The sequence below is a fragment of the Thiomonas sp. genome (genome assembly GCF_034007205.1).
Lineage (GTDB): Bacteria > Pseudomonadota > Gammaproteobacteria > Burkholderiales > Burkholderiaceae_C > Thiomonas.
The window spans coordinates 21372-35908 of record NZ_JAVERI010000013.1 but is presented as its reverse complement, the minus strand read 5'-3'; the positions used below and the strand labels follow the sequence as shown (position 1 = coordinate 35908).

The window sequence follows — 14537 nt, the reverse complement described above, 5'->3', positions numbered from 1 at the left end:
CGTGCGGCCTTTTATCCTCTCACTTCCCATCATGCAAGCACAAGACATCAGCCTCGACGTTCTGGCGGAGAAATACGCCAAGGGCGACGAGCGCAGCATCGAAGACATTCACGCCCGCGTCGCCCGCGCCCTCGCCGTCGAAGAGGCCGACCCGGCCCGCAGCGAGGCGCTGTTCCGCCAGGCGCTGGCGGGCGGCTTCGTGCCTGCCGGACGCATCATGTCGGCCGCGGGCACCGAGATTCAGGCGACGCTGATCAACTGCTTCGTCCAGCCCGTGGGCGATTCGGTCTCCGACGACAAGGACGGCAAGCCCAGCATCTACAAGGCGCTGGCGCAGGCTGCGGAAACCATGCGCCGCGGCGGCGGCGTGGGCTACGACTTTTCGCGCATCCGCCCGGCGGGCGCGCATGTCGGCGGCACCCACAGCCGCGCCAGCGGCCCGCTGTCGTTCATGCGCGTGTTCGACGCCTCTTGCGAAACGGTGGAATCCGCCGGCAGCCGCCGCGGCGCGCAGATGGGAGTGCTGCGCATCGATCACCCCGACATCGAAGCCTTCATCCACGCCAAGGACAGCGGCGCGTTCAGCAACTTCAACCTGTCGGTCGGGGTGACCGACGCGTTCATGCAGGCGGTGTGCGACGACGCCGTGGTCGATCTGGTGCACAAGGCCCGACCGAGCGACGATCAGTTGGCTGCGGGAGCGCACCCACGCGCCGATGGCTTGTGGGTCTATCGCAGCGTGCGCGCCCGCGATCTGTGGGACCAGATCATGCAGTCGACTTACGACCACGCCGAACCGGGCATTCTGTTTCTCGACACCGCCAACGCCGACAACAACCTCTATTACTGCGAGACCTTCGAGGCGACCAACCCCTGCGCCGAAGAGTTCCTGCCCGATTACGGCTGCTGCTGCCTGGGCTCGATCAACCTCACCCGCTTCGTGCGCGACCCCTTCACGCCGCAGGCGCGCTTCGACAGCGAAGGCTTCCAGGCCGTCATCCGCACGGCGGTGCGCATGCTCGACAACGTGCTCGACGTGACCTACTGGCCGCTGATCGAGCAGCACAACGAGGCGCAGAACAAGCGCCGCATCGGCCTGGGCTTCCTCGGCCTGGGTGACGCCTGCGTGATGCTCGGCCTGCGCTACGACGGCGACGACGCCCGGCGCTTCGCCGCCGACATGGCCCGCACCCTGCGCGACACGGCGTATTCCGCCTCGGTCGATCTGGCGAAGGAGAAGGGCGCGTTCCCGCTTCTCGACGCAGAAAAATACTTGAGCAGCGGCTTCGCCCTGCGCCTGCCCGACGACATCCGCACGGCCATTCGCCTGCACGGCATCCGCAATTCGCACCTGCTCGCCGTGGCGCCCACCGGCACCATCAGCCTGGCCTTTGCCGACAACGCCAGCAACGGCATCGAGCCCGCGTTCTCCTGGGTCTACACCCGCAAGAAGCGCATGGCCGACAACACCACCCGCGACTACGAAGTCGCCGACCACGCCTGGCGCCTGTACCGCAGCATGGGTCACGACATGAGCCAGTTGCCTCCTTACTTCGTCACCGCGCTGGAAATGAGCGCGCTCGACCACATGAAAATGCTGCAGGTCGTGCAGCCCTACATCGACACCAGCATCAGCAAGACCGTCAACGTCCCCGCAGACTACCCCTACGACGACTTCAAGGATCTCTACCTGCAGGCCTGGAAGGCCGGGCTCAAGGGACTGGCCACCTACCGCCCCAACACCGTGATCGGCTCGGTGCTGCAGGCCGCACCCGCGCCCGCAGCGGCATCGGTCCAGCCCGTCAGCGACATCGACCCGCTGACCCGCCGCATCGAAGGCCGCCCCTCGGGTGATCTGCAGGCCGTGACCAGCAAGATCAGCTATATGACTTCGGAAGGACAGAAGACCGTCTATCTCTCCGTGTCCTTCGCCGAGGTCGAAGGCCGGGTGAACGGCGAGGCGGTGCGCATCGAGCGGCCCATCGAGTTCTTCATGCCCGCGGGCCAGCGCGACGAAGGCCAGCAGTGGATCGCCTCCAATATGCGGCTGCTCTCCTTGGTGGCGCGCTCGGGCGGGTCGATCGCCAAGAGCCTGCAGAACATGCGCGAAGTCGTGTGGGACAAAGGCCCGGTGCGCTGCGGCGAAGTCATCAAGTCCGACGGCAGCCGTGCGCCCCGCTTTCACCAGTCCGAAGTGGCGGCCATCGCCTACGCCCTGCAGGAACTGCTGCGCCGCCGCGGCTATCTCGACGCAGCAGGCCGCGAGCAACCGCTGTCCGTGCTGGCGCAGCGCGCCTTTGTGCCCGAAGCCCTGCGCATCGACCTCGAATCCGCCGAAGCCAGGCCCGACCTGCTGCCCGGCGGTCGCATCTGCCCCGAATGCGGCGGCCCCTTCCTGCGCCGCGTCGACGGCTGCGACCGATGCGAAAACTGCGGGTATATCGGGAGCTGTGGGTGAACGCAATGGCGCGAAGGGAAGGGTAGGGTGCAGCGTTGCGGCACCGGGTCGCCGGTGCCAGAGCGTTCATGTGTGAGGATGATTCATAGCCGTTCCTTGGCGGGCACGCAAAACGGAGTCAGGGACTGTTCACGCCATTCAAGTCCCCGCATATTGGCGAGCAGGACGTTGGGCATGCTCGGCTTCATCGGATGACGGCAAATTCCTGTGTACCTGCCATAACGGCACGGCTTCGTGCATGGCTTGTCCGATGAGCATCACGCATGGCGAGGCCACTTGTTCAGCATGAATCGTGCTGCAGAGATGGGCCAGGCGAGTGGCGATGAGGCGTTCGGCTTCGCCACTTGCGGCCTGGACGAGCAACGCGGGGGTTTCGGGTGGAAGTCCGCCTTGCAACAGCCCTGCTTCGATCGAGGCGGCTTCGTTGACTCCCATATAGATCGCCAGGGTCAGGCCGGACTGGGCAAGCGCCGACCAGCGTAGCGCTTCGCCACCCGCTTGATCTCGAACCATGAGCCAACAGAAGGAGCTGGACGGAGTTGTTCGTCATCCTGATTCAAGCCACAGCCCGATCCGTGTGCCGGAATGCTCGGCAGCGGTAAACGCGCAGGTGCGGATGCGATGCCAGTCGCGTCCGTGAAACCAGCGCTTGCTCAGCGCTGAAAATCAACGGACGATTGGACTCATTTCGACTCAGCGCGCGTTCTTCTTCGACTTCCTGAAGGCGCTGAAAATCAACGGACGATTGGACTCATTTCGACTGCGACACCATGTAATCGACGGCGGCTTTTACCTCGTCATCACTCGCTGTCGAACCGCCCTTGGGCGGCATCACGCCGCGCTTGCCCGTGTAACCGTGAATCGCGCGGTCGTACAGCACGGCGTCGCCCTGGGCAATGATCGGCGCCCAAGCGGCCTTGTCGCCCACTTTGGGAGCGCCCGCCACGCCCGCACCATGACAGGCGATACAGGTCGATTCATACACGCTCTTGCCATCCACCTTGGCAGCGGCAACCGGCATGGCCGATGCACTGCCTGAACCTGCAGGTGTTGCCGCCGTGGCAGACCCCGAGGCGGCCGGAGTTGCAGCAACCGTCGACATCGAGGCGGCATTCTGCTGCGCCGCAGCCTCACTGCTGCCCGCAACCGCAGCAGAACCCGCAGGAGCAATTCGCGCATTCACTGCAGCCGTCGCCAACGCCTCAGAACCCGCAGGCGGCTGACTGCTGCTGCCGATGTAATACGCAATCAGCAGCAACAGGATGATAGGAACAATGAAGCCGATGCCCATCACGACCAGAATCTTGCGCAAGGTCGGCGCAAAAGGCAGATCGGAAAGGTCGCCGGAACTGGAAGAGGCTGAATGGGAGTTCGAGTGCGGTGCGCTCATGACGGTCGAAAGTAAAAAGAATGGGAATCCAAAAAGCGGCAAGCAGCATGATATGCGTTGGTCACGATTCTTCGAAAGGGTCAATCCCAAGGCCCCCTCTCAGAGGTTAAAAATTTGATTTGCATCATGTTAGGTAACATTCTGTAATGCGACATGACGACGCGCACTCAGGGTGAATGCATGGGATTGAAGTGAGAAGGTGGCAAGTGCGGAAATCTGCACAGAACAGTCGCCGCGGATTGCCCGACCAAGTTAAGATGCAACACTTAACGACAGAATCGGTATGAAACCTCCCGATGTCCTGCGTTTGCGCCCGTAGCTCAGTGGATAGAGTATTGGCCTCCGAAGCCAAGGGTCGCTGGTTCGATCCCAGCCGGGCGCACCAAAAAATGATTGGAATGCTTTGAGTGCATTGGAAGGCGGTCAGCCCCGCTTCATTCGCGACCTTCAACCCGGTCCTGATGCACCTGCTGCAGCAAGATCGTCGCTATCTTCACTCGTCCATCGTGGATAGCCCGATCGATCCAATCTCACATCATGCTGCCCGTAGCTCAGATGGATAGAGCAACGGCCTTCTAAGCCGTAGGCCACTGGTTCGAATCCAGTCGGGCAGGCCAAAAATCACAGTAAATCAAGGTATTAGAGAATAATCCCACACTAACACTGTGGGCTTTTTTTGGTGCACCCTACACGGGCGCACTCTTGTGGGCGCAAGTCCCGCCGTGAGCTGACCACTGCGAGCGAAGCGAAGCGCAACTGCATGAGGGTGACCGAGTATGGGGAGGATGTTCGCGCAAGCGAAGCTCGCCGATCTGGAGAATGGGGTGAAGCCCGATGAGCCGCGGCAGCGAGGAACCGGCGTCGACGAATCGGCATCATGCAACCTTGTGCATCGGGCCGGGTGCAACACAAACCCGATGACCTCAACCACTTCAACCGCCCGGTGCGGACCCGCATGCCGGTTGGTGTGGGAGGGGCTCGGTCAGGTATCCTGAGCGCCCCTATCCCGATACGAGGCAAGCCGATCAGCCGAAGTTCTTTTCGGCGAAGTCCCAGTTCACAAGATGGTCGAGGAAGGTGGTGACGAAGTCAGGGCGGCGGTTGCGGAAGTCGATGTAATAGGCGTGTTCCCACACGTCGATGGTCAGCAGCGCCTTGTCGTCGGTGGTCAGCGGGGTCTGGCCGTTGGAGGTGTTGACGATGTCCACGCTGCCGTCGGGCTTTTTCACCAGCCAGGTCCAGCCCGAGCCGAAATTGCCCACGGCGGACTTGTGGAAGGCTTCCTTGAACGCGGCATGGCTGCCCCACTTGGCGGTGATGGCGGCAGCCAGCGCACCCTTGGGTTCACCGCCGCCGCCCGCTTTCAGGCAGTTCCAGAAGAAGGTGTGATTCCACACCTGCGCACTGTTGTTGAAAATGCCGCCGGGCGGCGCCTTGCGGATGATGTCTTCCAGCGCCATGTCCTCGAATTCGGTGCCTTTGATCAGGTTGTTGGTGTTGTTCACATAGCCCTGATGGTGCTTGCCGTGGTGATATTCCAGCGTTTCGCGCGACATGTGCGGGGCGAGTGCATCGGGGGCGAAGGGCAGGGGGGGCAGTTCGTGTTGCATGAGTTTCTCCTTGGGTGAGTGGCGGTGGCGGAAATCAAACCAGAGCCATTCTAGGAACAGCGGTTTGACTTTGCTCACTCAAGGAAACGCAGGGCCGCCCCAAGTTTCCTTGACCCCCCACGGGGGATGAGGCCGGACATGCGTGGGCGACTGCTCGCCCACGCAAGCCTGCCGAATCCGAGCGGCTTGCAAGCCGCGAGGTGGACCGGGTCGGCGAGCCGACCCTGGGGGCGCTCAATTCGGCGGGATGTCCGCATCGAGCGGGTGGGGCTGGGCTTCGATGCGACCGATGGCCAGCCGCACCGCGCGCTGCGCGTCGGCCAGCAACAGCGGCTGTTGCGGGTGGAGCTGCGAGAGGTCGCGCAGCACCCGGCCCTGCCCATCCATGCCCAGCAGATAGCCGCGGGACAGCGTGGCGCGCGGGCTGAGCAGTTGCAGGTGCTGCGCGGCCCGGTCGAGGCGGAGCCGGGCGTTGGCAAGCTGGCGCGTCAGCGCTTGCGGCAAGTCTTGTTCCCATCGGCCCAGACGCTCGTGCTCATGCCGTGCGCGCTGGCTCAGCGCCTGGGTCAGCCGATGCTGCAGGAGTTGCAGCCGCTGCGCCTGCCGACGGGGCAGGTCGCTCAGGGCCTGCTGCAGGCGCCACTGCAACTGCGCGAGGTGACGCTGCGGCGCCGCCAGCAGCGCGGCAGGCTGGGGCCAGCGCAGCGCCAGACGGTCGCAGCGCTGCTGCTCGCGCTGCAGATGACGGCCGAGCGCGCTGCGCAGGCGGTGCGCGATATGGGCCAGCGCATCGAGCAGCGCGGCCTGCGCGGGCACGCCCAGTTCGGCCGCAGCCGTGGGGGTGGGTGCGCGCAGGTCGGCGGCAAAATCGGCCAGGGTGAAGTCGGTCTCGTGGCCGACGCCGCTGATCACTGGCAGGGTGCTGGCGGCTATCGCCCGGGTCAGCGCCTCGTCGTTGAAGGCCCAGAGGTCGTCCAGACTGCCGCCGCCGCGCACCAGCAGGAGCAGATCGACTTCCCTGCGCGCCTGGGCTTTTTGCAGCGCGGCGATCAATTCAGCGGGCGCGGCCGCGCCCTGCACGCCGGCGGGATAGACCACGACGCGCACCTGCGGGCTGCGCCGTCGCAAGGTGGTGAGCACGTCGCGCAGCGCCGCAGCCTGCAGCGAGGTGATCACGCCCACGGACTGCGGCATGGGCGGAAGCGCCCGCTTGCGTGTGGCATCGAACAGGCCCTCGCCCTGCAATTTGGCCTTCAGGCGCATGAACGCTTCGAGCAGCGCGCCTTCGCCGTCGGGCTGCACGCTCTCGACGATGAGTTGCAGGTCGCCGCGCGGTTCGTAAATCGACACCGTGGCGCGCAGGCGCACGCTCATGCCGTCGCGCAAGGTCGTCGCGGCATGGCCCGCCCGCTGCCGGAACCACACGCAGCGCAGTTGCGCCGCGCCGTCCTTGAGGTTGAAGTATTGGTGGCCGCTGGCGGCCCGCACCAGGCCGGAGATTTCGCCGCGCACGCTCAGGCTGTTGAAGCGGGCGTTGAGGGCATCAGAGAAGGCCTGGATCAGTGCGGAAACTGTCCACACCAAGGCGCCGTTAGCTGAAGTTTTCAAGGGGGATATCGAGTAAGCGGCTGCGAAAGGTCAAGAAGATGTGCACATTTTTGCTGTTGCAGTTTTCAAGATGCGAACAAGCCGGAAAATAACGCGTTCACATTGCAAGTCATTGAAAAACAATAAAAAAATGTTGAGTAAAAAAGCGTCACATTAAGCGGAAGGCTTGATTCTGCGCGATTTGGCGCTGCCGTTCAGTGCTTTCCCACAGAGTTGTCCACAGAAAGACGGGATAACTCGGCTTGCCCTATTCGTCCGCATGGGGGCACGCCGCCGGGCGGACAGAATGCCGATTGTCCGCGACTTCTCCGACCCGGCATAATGCGGCGCTGAAAGCTGGGAGGGTGTGAACAAATCCGCCATGCCTGCTCATCGCGCCCAAAGCGCCCCGCTCGTCGTTGCAAATGCGCGCCGTGCCGACCCCGGCACTGCTGTGCTTTGCGCCTTGATTGGGGCACTTTTGGCGCGCTGCTCGGTCACGCCGGATTCATTCACACCCTCTGATGCGTGCGGGGGGACTGTGCGCCCGGCGACTGATTTTGCAGCGCAATGACGTAAAGGAAAAAGACCCATGTTGCAGATGGTGGAAGCCGCAGGCTGGCCGATCTGGCCCTTGATTCTGTGCTCGATCGTGGCTCTCGCGGTGATTTTCGAACGACTGGTCTCGCTGCGCCGCGCCCGCATTCTGCCGGCCAAATTGCTCGATGAGGCGCTGAATGTCTCGGCCAAGCAACTCCCGGCGGCCGATGTGATCGACAAGCTCGAAGCCAACTCGCCCTTGGGCGCCGTGCTGGCCAGCGGCTTTCGTTCGGTGGCACGGCCGCACGCCAGCTTGGCGGGGCTGCAGGAAGACCTGGAAAATGCCGGAAGGCATCAGGTCTATCAACTGCAGAAATATCTCAATGCGCTGGCCACAGTGGCCTCTGCGGCGCCTTTGCTCGGTCTGCTGGGCACGGTCGTGGGCATGATCGAGATTTTCGGCTCGCAGAGCACGGCGGGAACCGATCCGACCGTGCTGGCGCACGGCATTTCCGTGGCGCTCTACAACACGGCGCTGGGTCTGATCGTGGCGGTGCCTTCGCTGATTTTTTACCGTTACTTCCGCGGCCGTGTGGACGATTACACGGTCGAACTGGAACAGGCTGCGCGGCGTCTGGCCACGCATCTGCAAAGCTACGTGCCGCGCCGCTGAAGCGCATACCCGCGACCTGCGCCGACTGCCATGAATTTCAAACGCCAGACCACGGAAGACCCCGAGGTCAACCTCATTCCATTGATCGATGTGCTGCTGGTCATCCTGATTTTTCTGATGATCAGCACCACCTATTCGAAGTTCACCGAACTCAAGATCACCCTGCCGACGGCCGATGCCGAAAAGCTGCAGAACCATCCGCAGGAAGTCATCGTGTCCGTCAGCAGCGGCGGCGAGTATGCGGTCAACAAGCAGTTGCTGCCCAACCGCACGGTGAGTGCGCTGACCCAGTCGCTGCTCGATGCGTCCAAAGGCAAGGCCGACACCATGGTGGTGATCAGCGCCGATGCCCAGGCCACGCAGCAGTCGGTGGTGAACGTGATGGAGGCTGCGCGGGCCGCAGGACTGAGCCGTCTGACCTTCGCCACGCAAAAGTCGCCCGGTGCCTGATGGCGCAAGCTGCTGCGCACAGCGGCTGGCCCGGCTGGTGGCTGCGTCGCGGTCTGCTGAGTGGGTTGCTGTGGCCGCTGTCGCTGCTGTTCGCGCTGCTGACGGCGCTGCGCCGTGGCCTGTATCGCGCAGGCATGCTGCGGGCTGAACGCATCGGCGTGCCGGTGGTCGTGGTGGGCAACCTCACCGTGGGCGGCGCGGGCAAGACGCCGCTGATTGCCGAACTGGCGCGCGGTCTGCAGCAGGCGGGATGGCGGCCGGGCATCGTGTCGCGGGGCTATGGACGACGCGTTGCGGATGGCGGCGCACCGATCCGGGTCGATGCACAGAGTGATCCGGCGCTGTGTGGCGATGAGCCCGTGCTGCTGGCTCGGCTCACCGGTTGCCCGGTCATGGTCGGACGCCGGCGTGCTCGGGCCGCACTCGCCCTGCGCGCCGCTTCGCCCAAGGTCGATGTGATGCTGAGCGACGACGGTCTGCAGCACCTGGCGCTGGCGCGCGACATCGAGCTGGTCGTGGTCGATCAGCGACTTTGGGGCAACGGCTGGCTGTTGCCCGCCGGGCCGCTGCGCGAATCGCCCGGCAGGCGGCGCGACGCCACGCTGGGGCCGGAAGGCGCGCTGCGGCAGGTGCGCGGCGGTGGCCTGCATTTCGCACTGGTGCGCAGCCCGGGCGACTTCACGCATCTGGTGAGCGGGCAAACGCTCAGCCCCGCGCAGTTTGTTCAGCGCTTTGGCGTGGAACCGTTGGGCGTGATCGCCGGAATCGGCCATCCCGGACAGTTTTTTGGGATGCTGCAAGACCTGGGTCTGTCGGTGCAGGGTCGGGCTTTGCGCGACCATCAGCCGCTGCATGCCGAAGCCTTCGCGGACCTGCCGTCAGGCCGACCCGTTCTGCTGACCGAAAAGGACGCCATAAAATCCGCTCATCTGCCGCCTGATTTGCGCGAGCGCCTCTGGGTTGTCGGCCTTCGGCTGCAACTGCCCCCCGACCTTCTGCCCTGGCTGCAACAACGACTGGAGAAAACCCATGGACTCCCGACTGCTTGACCTGCTCGTCTGCCCCATCTGCAAAGGCCCGCTTCAGTACGACGCTGCTGCGCAGGAACTGATCTGTCCGCGCGACAGGCTGGCCTACCCGATCCGTGACGGCATTCCGCTGATGCTGGTCGATCTCGCCCGCGACATGACCTTGCCAGCCGAGACCACGCAGAGCCCGGCCGCGACTGCCGAACCGGCGGCGTGAGCGCGACGGCGGCGTTCTGGGTGCTGATTCCGGCCCGGCTGGCCTCCACCCGTCTGCCCAACAAGCCTCTGGCGGACCTGGCCGGAGCGCCCATGGTGGTGCGCGTGGCGCAGCGCGTGGCGCAATGCGGCGCGCAGGAGGTGGTGGTGGCCTGCGACAGCCCGTTGATCGCCGATGCCTGCGCGGCGCACGGCGTGCGCGCCGTCCTCACCCGGGAAGACCACGCCAGCGGCACCGACCGGCTGGCCGAGGCTGCGGCGCTGCTGGGTCTGCCCGAAGAGGCCATCGTGGTCAATGTGCAGGGCGACGAGCCCTTGATCGACCCGGCGCTGCCCGCTGCCTGCGCCGCCTTGCTGCAGCGCGATGCGCGCGTGCCGATGGCGACCTGCGCGCATCCCATTAGCGAGACAGCGCAGATCTTCGATCCGAATGTGGTCAAGGTCGTTCTCGATGCGCAGGGCAGGGCGCTGTATTTTTCCCGCGCGCCGATTCCCTGGCAGCGCGAGGCCTACAGGCCGGGCGCGGGCGGCTGGACGCTGCTGGCGTCTTCACCGCCGCACCCGGTCTATCGCCACATCGGGCTGTACGCCTATCGTCATCGTTTTCTGCACGGCTATGCGAGCCTGGAGGTTGCCCCTCTGGAACGGGCTGAAGCGCTGGAACAATTGCGCGCCCTCTGGCACGGTCATGCCATCGCCGTGCATGTGACCGAGCGGGTTCCGGGCCCCGGCGTCGATACGCCAGACGATCTGCAGCGGGTGCGGGCGATGATGCTCCGGCTCGGGCCTTAGTCAGCGTCGCGGCAGACCGGTCTGCTATTCTGAAACGTGAATTTTAATGATTGAGAGACCTTCATGCGATTGATCCTTTTGGGTGCACCGGGCGCGGGCAAAGGCACACAGGCCGCCTTCATCACCGAGCGTTTCGGCATTCCCCAGATTTCCACCGGAGACATGCTGCGCGCTGCCGTGAAGGCCGGCACCCCGCTGGGGCAACAGGCGCAGAAAATCATGGAGGCCGGCGCCTTGGTGCCTGACGACATCATGCTGGGCGTGGTGCGCGAGCGCCTGTCCGCGCCGGACTGCACCCGGGGTTTTCTGCTCGACGGCTTTCCGCGCACCATCGCCCAGGCCGAGGGCCTGGAACAGGCGGGAATCGCCATCGACGTGGTGCTCGAGTTCGATGTGCCCGACGCCGCCATCATCGAGCGACTGAGCGGCCGCTGGGTGCATCCGGCTTCGGGTCGTACCTATCACCTGGCGTTCAACCCACCCAAAGTGGCCGGGGTCGACGATCTCACCGGCGAGCCGCTGGTGCAGCGCCCTGACGATCAGGAGGACACGGTGCGCAAACGCCTGGAGGTCTATCACGCCCAGACGCGGCCACTGGTGCAGTTCTATGCCGAGCGCATGGCGCAGCGGCGGCCCGGCGCCCCGCGTCTGGTCACCATCTCAGGCGTCGGGCCTGTAGAAGAAGTGCGGCAGCGCATCTTCGCCGCATTGCAGGTCTGAACACGGGAGCGCCCCATGCAACTCTGCGGACACAGCGCGATCATCAGCGGCGGCGCATCGGGTCTGGGCCGCGCCACCGCCGCTCTGCTCGTCTCGCGCGGCATGCAGGTGTTGATTGCCGATCTGCAGGAAGAGGCCGGTCGTGCGACCGCGGCGGAGATCGGCTGCCAGTTCATGCCCTGCGATGTGAGGCGAGAAAGTGATGTGCAGGCCGTGGTGCAGGCCGCGGGCGCGTTGGCACCCTTGCGGGTGGTGGTGAGCTGCGCCGGCATTGCCCCGGCAGCCCGCACGCTGGGCAAGCAGGGCCCACATGCACTGGAGCTTTTCCAGCGTGTGATCGACATCAATCTGGTCGGCAGCTTCAACCTCGCCCGCCTGGCTGCTGCCGCGATGGCGCAGCAGGCGCCGCTGGAAGATGGCGAACGCGGGGTGATCGTCAACACCGCGTCGGTGGCGGCGTTCGACGGGCAGATCGGACAGGTGGCCTATGCCGCGTCCAAGGCCGGCATCGTGGGCATGACCCTGCCGCTGGCACGCGATCTGTCTCGCGACGGCATCCGCGTCATGACGATTGCGCCCGGCATTTTCGAGACGCCGATGCTCATGGGCATGCCCCCCGAGGTGCAGAAGGCGCTGGGTCAGATGGTGCCGTTTCCGCAGCGTCTGGGCCGTCCCGAGGAATATGCGGCGCTGGTCGAGGCCATCCTCACCAACCGCATGCTCAATGGCGAAGTCATCCGGCTCGATGGCGCCATCCGCATGCAGCCCAAATAGTCTCGTCCGATCCAGCCGTTTCGCGGCCATTGCCGCCGCGACGACCGATCCATGCAGCAACGCATTCCGTCTGGATTCATTCAGGACTTGCTCGCCCGTGCCGACATCGTCGAGGTCGTGGGCCAGTATGTCGAACTGAAAAAGACCGGCAGCAACTACAAAGGCCTGTGCCCCTTTCACAGCGAGAAGACGCCTTCATTTACCGTCAGTGCGAGCAAGCAGTTCTACCACTGCTTCGGCTGCGGGGCGCATGGCACCGCCATCGGCTTCCTGATGGAACACGCGGGGATGGGTTTTGTCGATGCGGTGAAAGAGCTTGCCGGGCGTTACGGCATGACCGTGCCCGAGCCCGACCTCGATCCGCAGCAGGCTCGCCAGCTTCAGCAACAGCGCAGCCTGCACGCCACGCTCGTGGAAGTCCTGCAGACTGCGGACGGTTTTTATCAGCATCGCCTGCGTCACAGTGAGCGGGCGAAGAACTACCTCATTGCCCGGGGCCTGCAGGGCCAGGTCGCCAAGCGCTTCGGCCTGGGCTATGCGCCCGACGACTGGCAGCCGCTGGCCGGCGCATTCGCCAACTACGACGCCGACGCCCTGGTGCAATCCGGCCTGGTGGTGGCGCGCGATGCGGCGGGCAATGCGCTCGACCCGCTTGCCGAGTCTTTTGCCACTGCGCAGCGCCGCTACGACCGGCTGCGCGATCGCATCACCTTCCCGATTCGCAATCTGCGCGGAGAAGTCATCGGCTTTGGCGGGCGCATCATCGACCAGGGCGAACCCAAATACCTCAATTCGCCGGAAACCGCGGTGTTCCACAAGGGCGAAGAACTCTACGGCCTGTTCGAAGCCCGCACCGCCATTTCGCGCGCGGGTCATGCGCTGGTGGTCGAAGGTTATATGGACGTCGTGGCGCTCGCCCAATTCGGCGTGGAACAGGCAGTGGCCACGCTGGGCACCGCCTGCACCGCGCAGCAATTGCAAAAGCTGTTTCGCCATACCAGCCAAGTGGTGTTCAGTTTCGACGGCGATACCGCGGGCCGTCGCGCCGCGCGCCGGGCGATGGAGCAGGCGCTGCCGCTGCTCAGCGACACGCGGGTGGTGAAGTTCCTGTTCCTGCCCGCCCAGCATGACCCGGATTCCTATGTGCGCGAAAAAGGCGCCGAAGCGTTCGAGCGGGAGATTGCCAAGGCGCAGCCCTTGTCGGAATTTCTGTTTTCCAGCCTGCTCGACGGCGTGGCGATGGCCACTGCCGAAGGGCGCGCGCAGGCCATACACGAGGCCGGGCCGTTGTTGTCGCAAATCGCCGCGCCTGCATTGCTCGGCCAGTTGCTCACCGACCTGGCACGCCGCCTGGACATGCCCAGCGCCGAGCTACGCGAGGTGTTGCGCCTGTCTTCCCCGGCACGCAGGCCGCCGGCGCAGGTGGAGTCGTTCGGCGCCAGCGGGGCATCGGCCGTGTTGCGCCGACGTGGCGGCCGCGAGGCGCTGCGGGCGTTTGCCGCTGCGCCCAAAGACCCCCTGCGGCAAATGTTGCCCTTGTTGCTGTCGCAGCCCGCGCTGTGGTGGGACATCAACCCGGCGCAGCATGCGCTACTCTCGCAGGAGGCGGGCCCGCTGCAGGGGCTGATCCTGGCGGTCGAGTCCCTCCTGGAAAATCAGCCGGAACTGTCCGCTGCGGCGTTGTGGGAGGCATTGCGCGCGGCCGGGCATTCACCCGAGGACGTGCTGGCCCAGTCCCCGGATCCGCTGGAACTGGATGAAACCGTGGCACGGCAGGATTTGCTGGCCATCCTGGTGCGCATGGAGCGCGCCGCGCTGCAAAAGCGGCAAGATGAGCTGGTCGCCGGTGGCCTGGTTTCCGACGCCGACCGCGCCGAATATCGCAGTCTGGCGCTTCGGCTCAGGGAGATCGATCAGGCGCAGCGTCGTTGACAGCGACGTTGGGCCGCAAGACAATACTTGGTTTTTTGTAAAATCCGCAGAAGTTGGCATCAGCGGGTGAACATTGCAAAAAAAACTGACTGCCAAAAACCGAGCTGGGGCAGGACAGATGCCAGAACAGATGCCAGATGCGCGGAAGAACCGAAAACGCCGCGCCGGGTCTAAACCAAGGTTAGGTCTATCCGATTGGTCTGTGGTTCTGGCTTGTCATGGTGGATGGCAAAAAGGCTGCCTGAAAAGGCAGGCAGGTATGACGCTTGGAATGTCAGGCGCCGAGCAGGAACCCTGAACCGAACCCTCGTGCAGGCTTGCGTGGACCGCGGCACCAAGACCCCCAGAGTGATGCGAGACGCAAGGT

At 64.7% G+C, this 14537-nt stretch carries 13 protein-coding genes and 2 tRNA genes; 11 read left to right on the top strand and 4 right to left on the bottom strand.

What is annotated here, in order from left to right; all coding sequences use genetic code 11:
• Positions 1 to 31 precede the first annotated feature (31 nt).
• Positions 32 to 2458, top strand: coding sequence for an adenosylcobalamin-dependent ribonucleoside-diphosphate reductase (locus RBR52_RS11410; RefSeq protein WP_320377383.1), 2427 nt, complete (start codon positions 32 to 34; stop codon positions 2456 to 2458).
• A 138-nt stretch (positions 2459 to 2596) separates the two neighbouring features.
• Here the strand turns inward: RBR52_RS11410 and RBR52_RS11405 are convergent, their stop codons facing one another.
• Both RBR52_RS11405 and RBR52_RS11400 read right to left on the bottom strand, forming a co-directional pair.
• A complete protein-coding gene (locus RBR52_RS11405) occupies positions 2597 to 2971 on the bottom strand; it encodes a hypothetical protein (protein WP_320377382.1) in 375 nt (124 codons plus the stop codon).
• A 238-nt stretch (positions 2972 to 3209) separates the two neighbouring features.
• Positions 3210 to 3938: a c-type cytochrome gene (locus RBR52_RS11400; RefSeq protein WP_320377381.1), complete on the bottom strand. Its 729-nt coding sequence runs from the start codon at positions 3936 to 3938 to the stop codon at positions 3210 to 3212.
• A gap of 219 nt (positions 3939 to 4157) precedes the next feature.
• On the opposite strand from RBR52_RS11400, the gene RBR52_RS11395 reads away from it, so the two are divergent.
• Both RBR52_RS11395 and RBR52_RS11390 read left to right on the top strand, forming a co-directional pair.
• Positions 4158 to 4233: transfer RNA gene (locus RBR52_RS11395), tRNA-Arg, on the top strand.
• 155 nt (positions 4234 to 4388) lie between these two features.
• Positions 4389 to 4465: transfer RNA gene (locus RBR52_RS11390), tRNA-Arg, on the top strand.
• A 408-nt stretch (positions 4466 to 4873) separates the two neighbouring features.
• Here RBR52_RS11390 and RBR52_RS11385 read toward each other — a convergent pair.
• Together RBR52_RS11385 and xseA are read right to left on the bottom strand one after the other, a co-directional pair.
• Positions 4874 to 5458 (bottom strand): superoxide dismutase, encoded by a 585-nt coding sequence (locus tag RBR52_RS11385; protein WP_320377380.1) that lies wholly within the window; start codon positions 5456 to 5458, stop codon positions 4874 to 4876.
• A gap of 234 nt (positions 5459 to 5692) precedes the next feature.
• Complete coding sequence (gene xseA / locus RBR52_RS11380; RefSeq protein ID WP_320377379.1) at positions 5693 to 7066, bottom strand: exodeoxyribonuclease VII large subunit; 1374 nt, start codon at positions 7064 to 7066, stop codon at positions 5693 to 5695.
• A gap of 571 nt (positions 7067 to 7637) precedes the next feature.
• Here xseA and RBR52_RS11375 point away from each other — a divergent pair.
• The 8 genes from RBR52_RS11375 (at position 7638) to dnaG (ending at position 14170) form a co-directional block, all read left to right on the top strand.
• Positions 7638 to 8258 (top strand): MotA/TolQ/ExbB proton channel family protein, encoded by a 621-nt coding sequence (locus tag RBR52_RS11375; protein WP_320377377.1) that lies wholly within the window; start codon positions 7638 to 7640, stop codon positions 8256 to 8258.
• Between the two features lie 30 nt (positions 8259 to 8288).
• On the top strand, positions 8289 to 8708 hold the full coding sequence (locus RBR52_RS11370) for a biopolymer transporter ExbD (RefSeq protein ID WP_320377375.1): 420 nt from the start codon (positions 8289 to 8291) through the stop codon (positions 8706 to 8708).
• Positions 8708 to 9757 carry a tetraacyldisaccharide 4'-kinase gene (lpxK, locus tag RBR52_RS11365; RefSeq protein WP_320377374.1) on the top strand — a complete coding sequence of 350 codons (1050 nt, stop codon included), beginning with the start codon at positions 8708 to 8710 and terminating at the stop codon, positions 9755 to 9757. The genes RBR52_RS11370 and lpxK overlap by 1 nt, the downstream gene beginning before the upstream one ends.
• On the top strand, positions 9738 to 9953 hold the full coding sequence (locus tag RBR52_RS11360) for a Trm112 family protein (RefSeq protein WP_320377373.1): 216 nt from the start codon (positions 9738 to 9740) through the stop codon (positions 9951 to 9953). Before lpxK ends, RBR52_RS11360 begins: the two co-directional genes overlap by 20 nt.
• The gene (gene kdsB / locus RBR52_RS11355; protein WP_320377372.1) at positions 9950 to 10744 is read left to right on the top strand and encodes a 3-deoxy-manno-octulosonate cytidylyltransferase; all 795 of its coding nucleotides are present in this window, start codon (positions 9950 to 9952) and stop codon (positions 10742 to 10744) included. The genes RBR52_RS11360 and kdsB overlap by 4 nt, the downstream gene beginning before the upstream one ends.
• A gap of 63 nt (positions 10745 to 10807) precedes the next feature.
• On the top strand, positions 10808 to 11464 hold the full coding sequence (adk, locus tag RBR52_RS11350) for an adenylate kinase (RefSeq protein ID WP_320377371.1): 657 nt from the start codon (positions 10808 to 10810) through the stop codon (positions 11462 to 11464).
• Between the two features lie 15 nt (positions 11465 to 11479).
• Positions 11480 to 12238, top strand: a complete 759-nt coding sequence (locus RBR52_RS11345) for an SDR family NAD(P)-dependent oxidoreductase (protein ID WP_320377370.1) — start codon at positions 11480 to 11482, stop codon at positions 12236 to 12238.
• Between the two features lie 51 nt (positions 12239 to 12289).
• Positions 12290 to 14170: a DNA primase gene (gene dnaG, locus RBR52_RS11340; protein WP_320377369.1), complete on the top strand. Its 1881-nt coding sequence runs from the start codon at positions 12290 to 12292 to the stop codon at positions 14168 to 14170.
• Positions 14171 to 14537: the final 367 nt, after the last annotated feature.

Bases quoted from the DNA above. Each gene is read 5' to 3' on its own strand.
- RBR52_RS11360 (WP_320377373.1), top strand. From the start codon at position 9,738: ATGGACTCCCGACTGCTTGACCTGCTCGTCTGCCCCATCTGCAAAGGC.
- RBR52_RS11410 (WP_320377383.1), top strand. From the start codon at position 32: ATGCAAGCACAAGACATCAGCCTCGACGTTCTGGCGGAGAAATACGCC.
- RBR52_RS11405 (WP_320377382.1), bottom strand. From the start codon at position 2,971: ATGGTTCGAGATCAAGCGGGTGGCGAAGCGCTACGCTGGTCGGCGCTT.
- dnaG (WP_320377369.1), top strand. From the start codon at position 12,290: ATGCAGCAACGCATTCCGTCTGGATTCATTCAGGACTTGCTCGCCCGT.
- RBR52_RS11370 (WP_320377375.1), top strand. From the start codon at position 8,289: ATGAATTTCAAACGCCAGACCACGGAAGACCCCGAGGTCAACCTCATT.
- RBR52_RS11345 (WP_320377370.1), top strand. From the start codon at position 11,480: ATGCAACTCTGCGGACACAGCGCGATCATCAGCGGCGGCGCATCGGGT.
- RBR52_RS11375 (WP_320377377.1), top strand. From the start codon at position 7,638: ATGTTGCAGATGGTGGAAGCCGCAGGCTGGCCGATCTGGCCCTTGATT.
- RBR52_RS11385 (WP_320377380.1), bottom strand. From the start codon at position 5,458: ATGCAACACGAACTGCCCCCCCTGCCCTTCGCCCCCGATGCACTCGCC.
- lpxK (WP_320377374.1), top strand. From the start codon at position 8,708: ATGGCGCAAGCTGCTGCGCACAGCGGCTGGCCCGGCTGGTGGCTGCGT.
- adk (WP_320377371.1), top strand. From the start codon at position 10,808: ATGCGATTGATCCTTTTGGGTGCACCGGGCGCGGGCAAAGGCACACAG.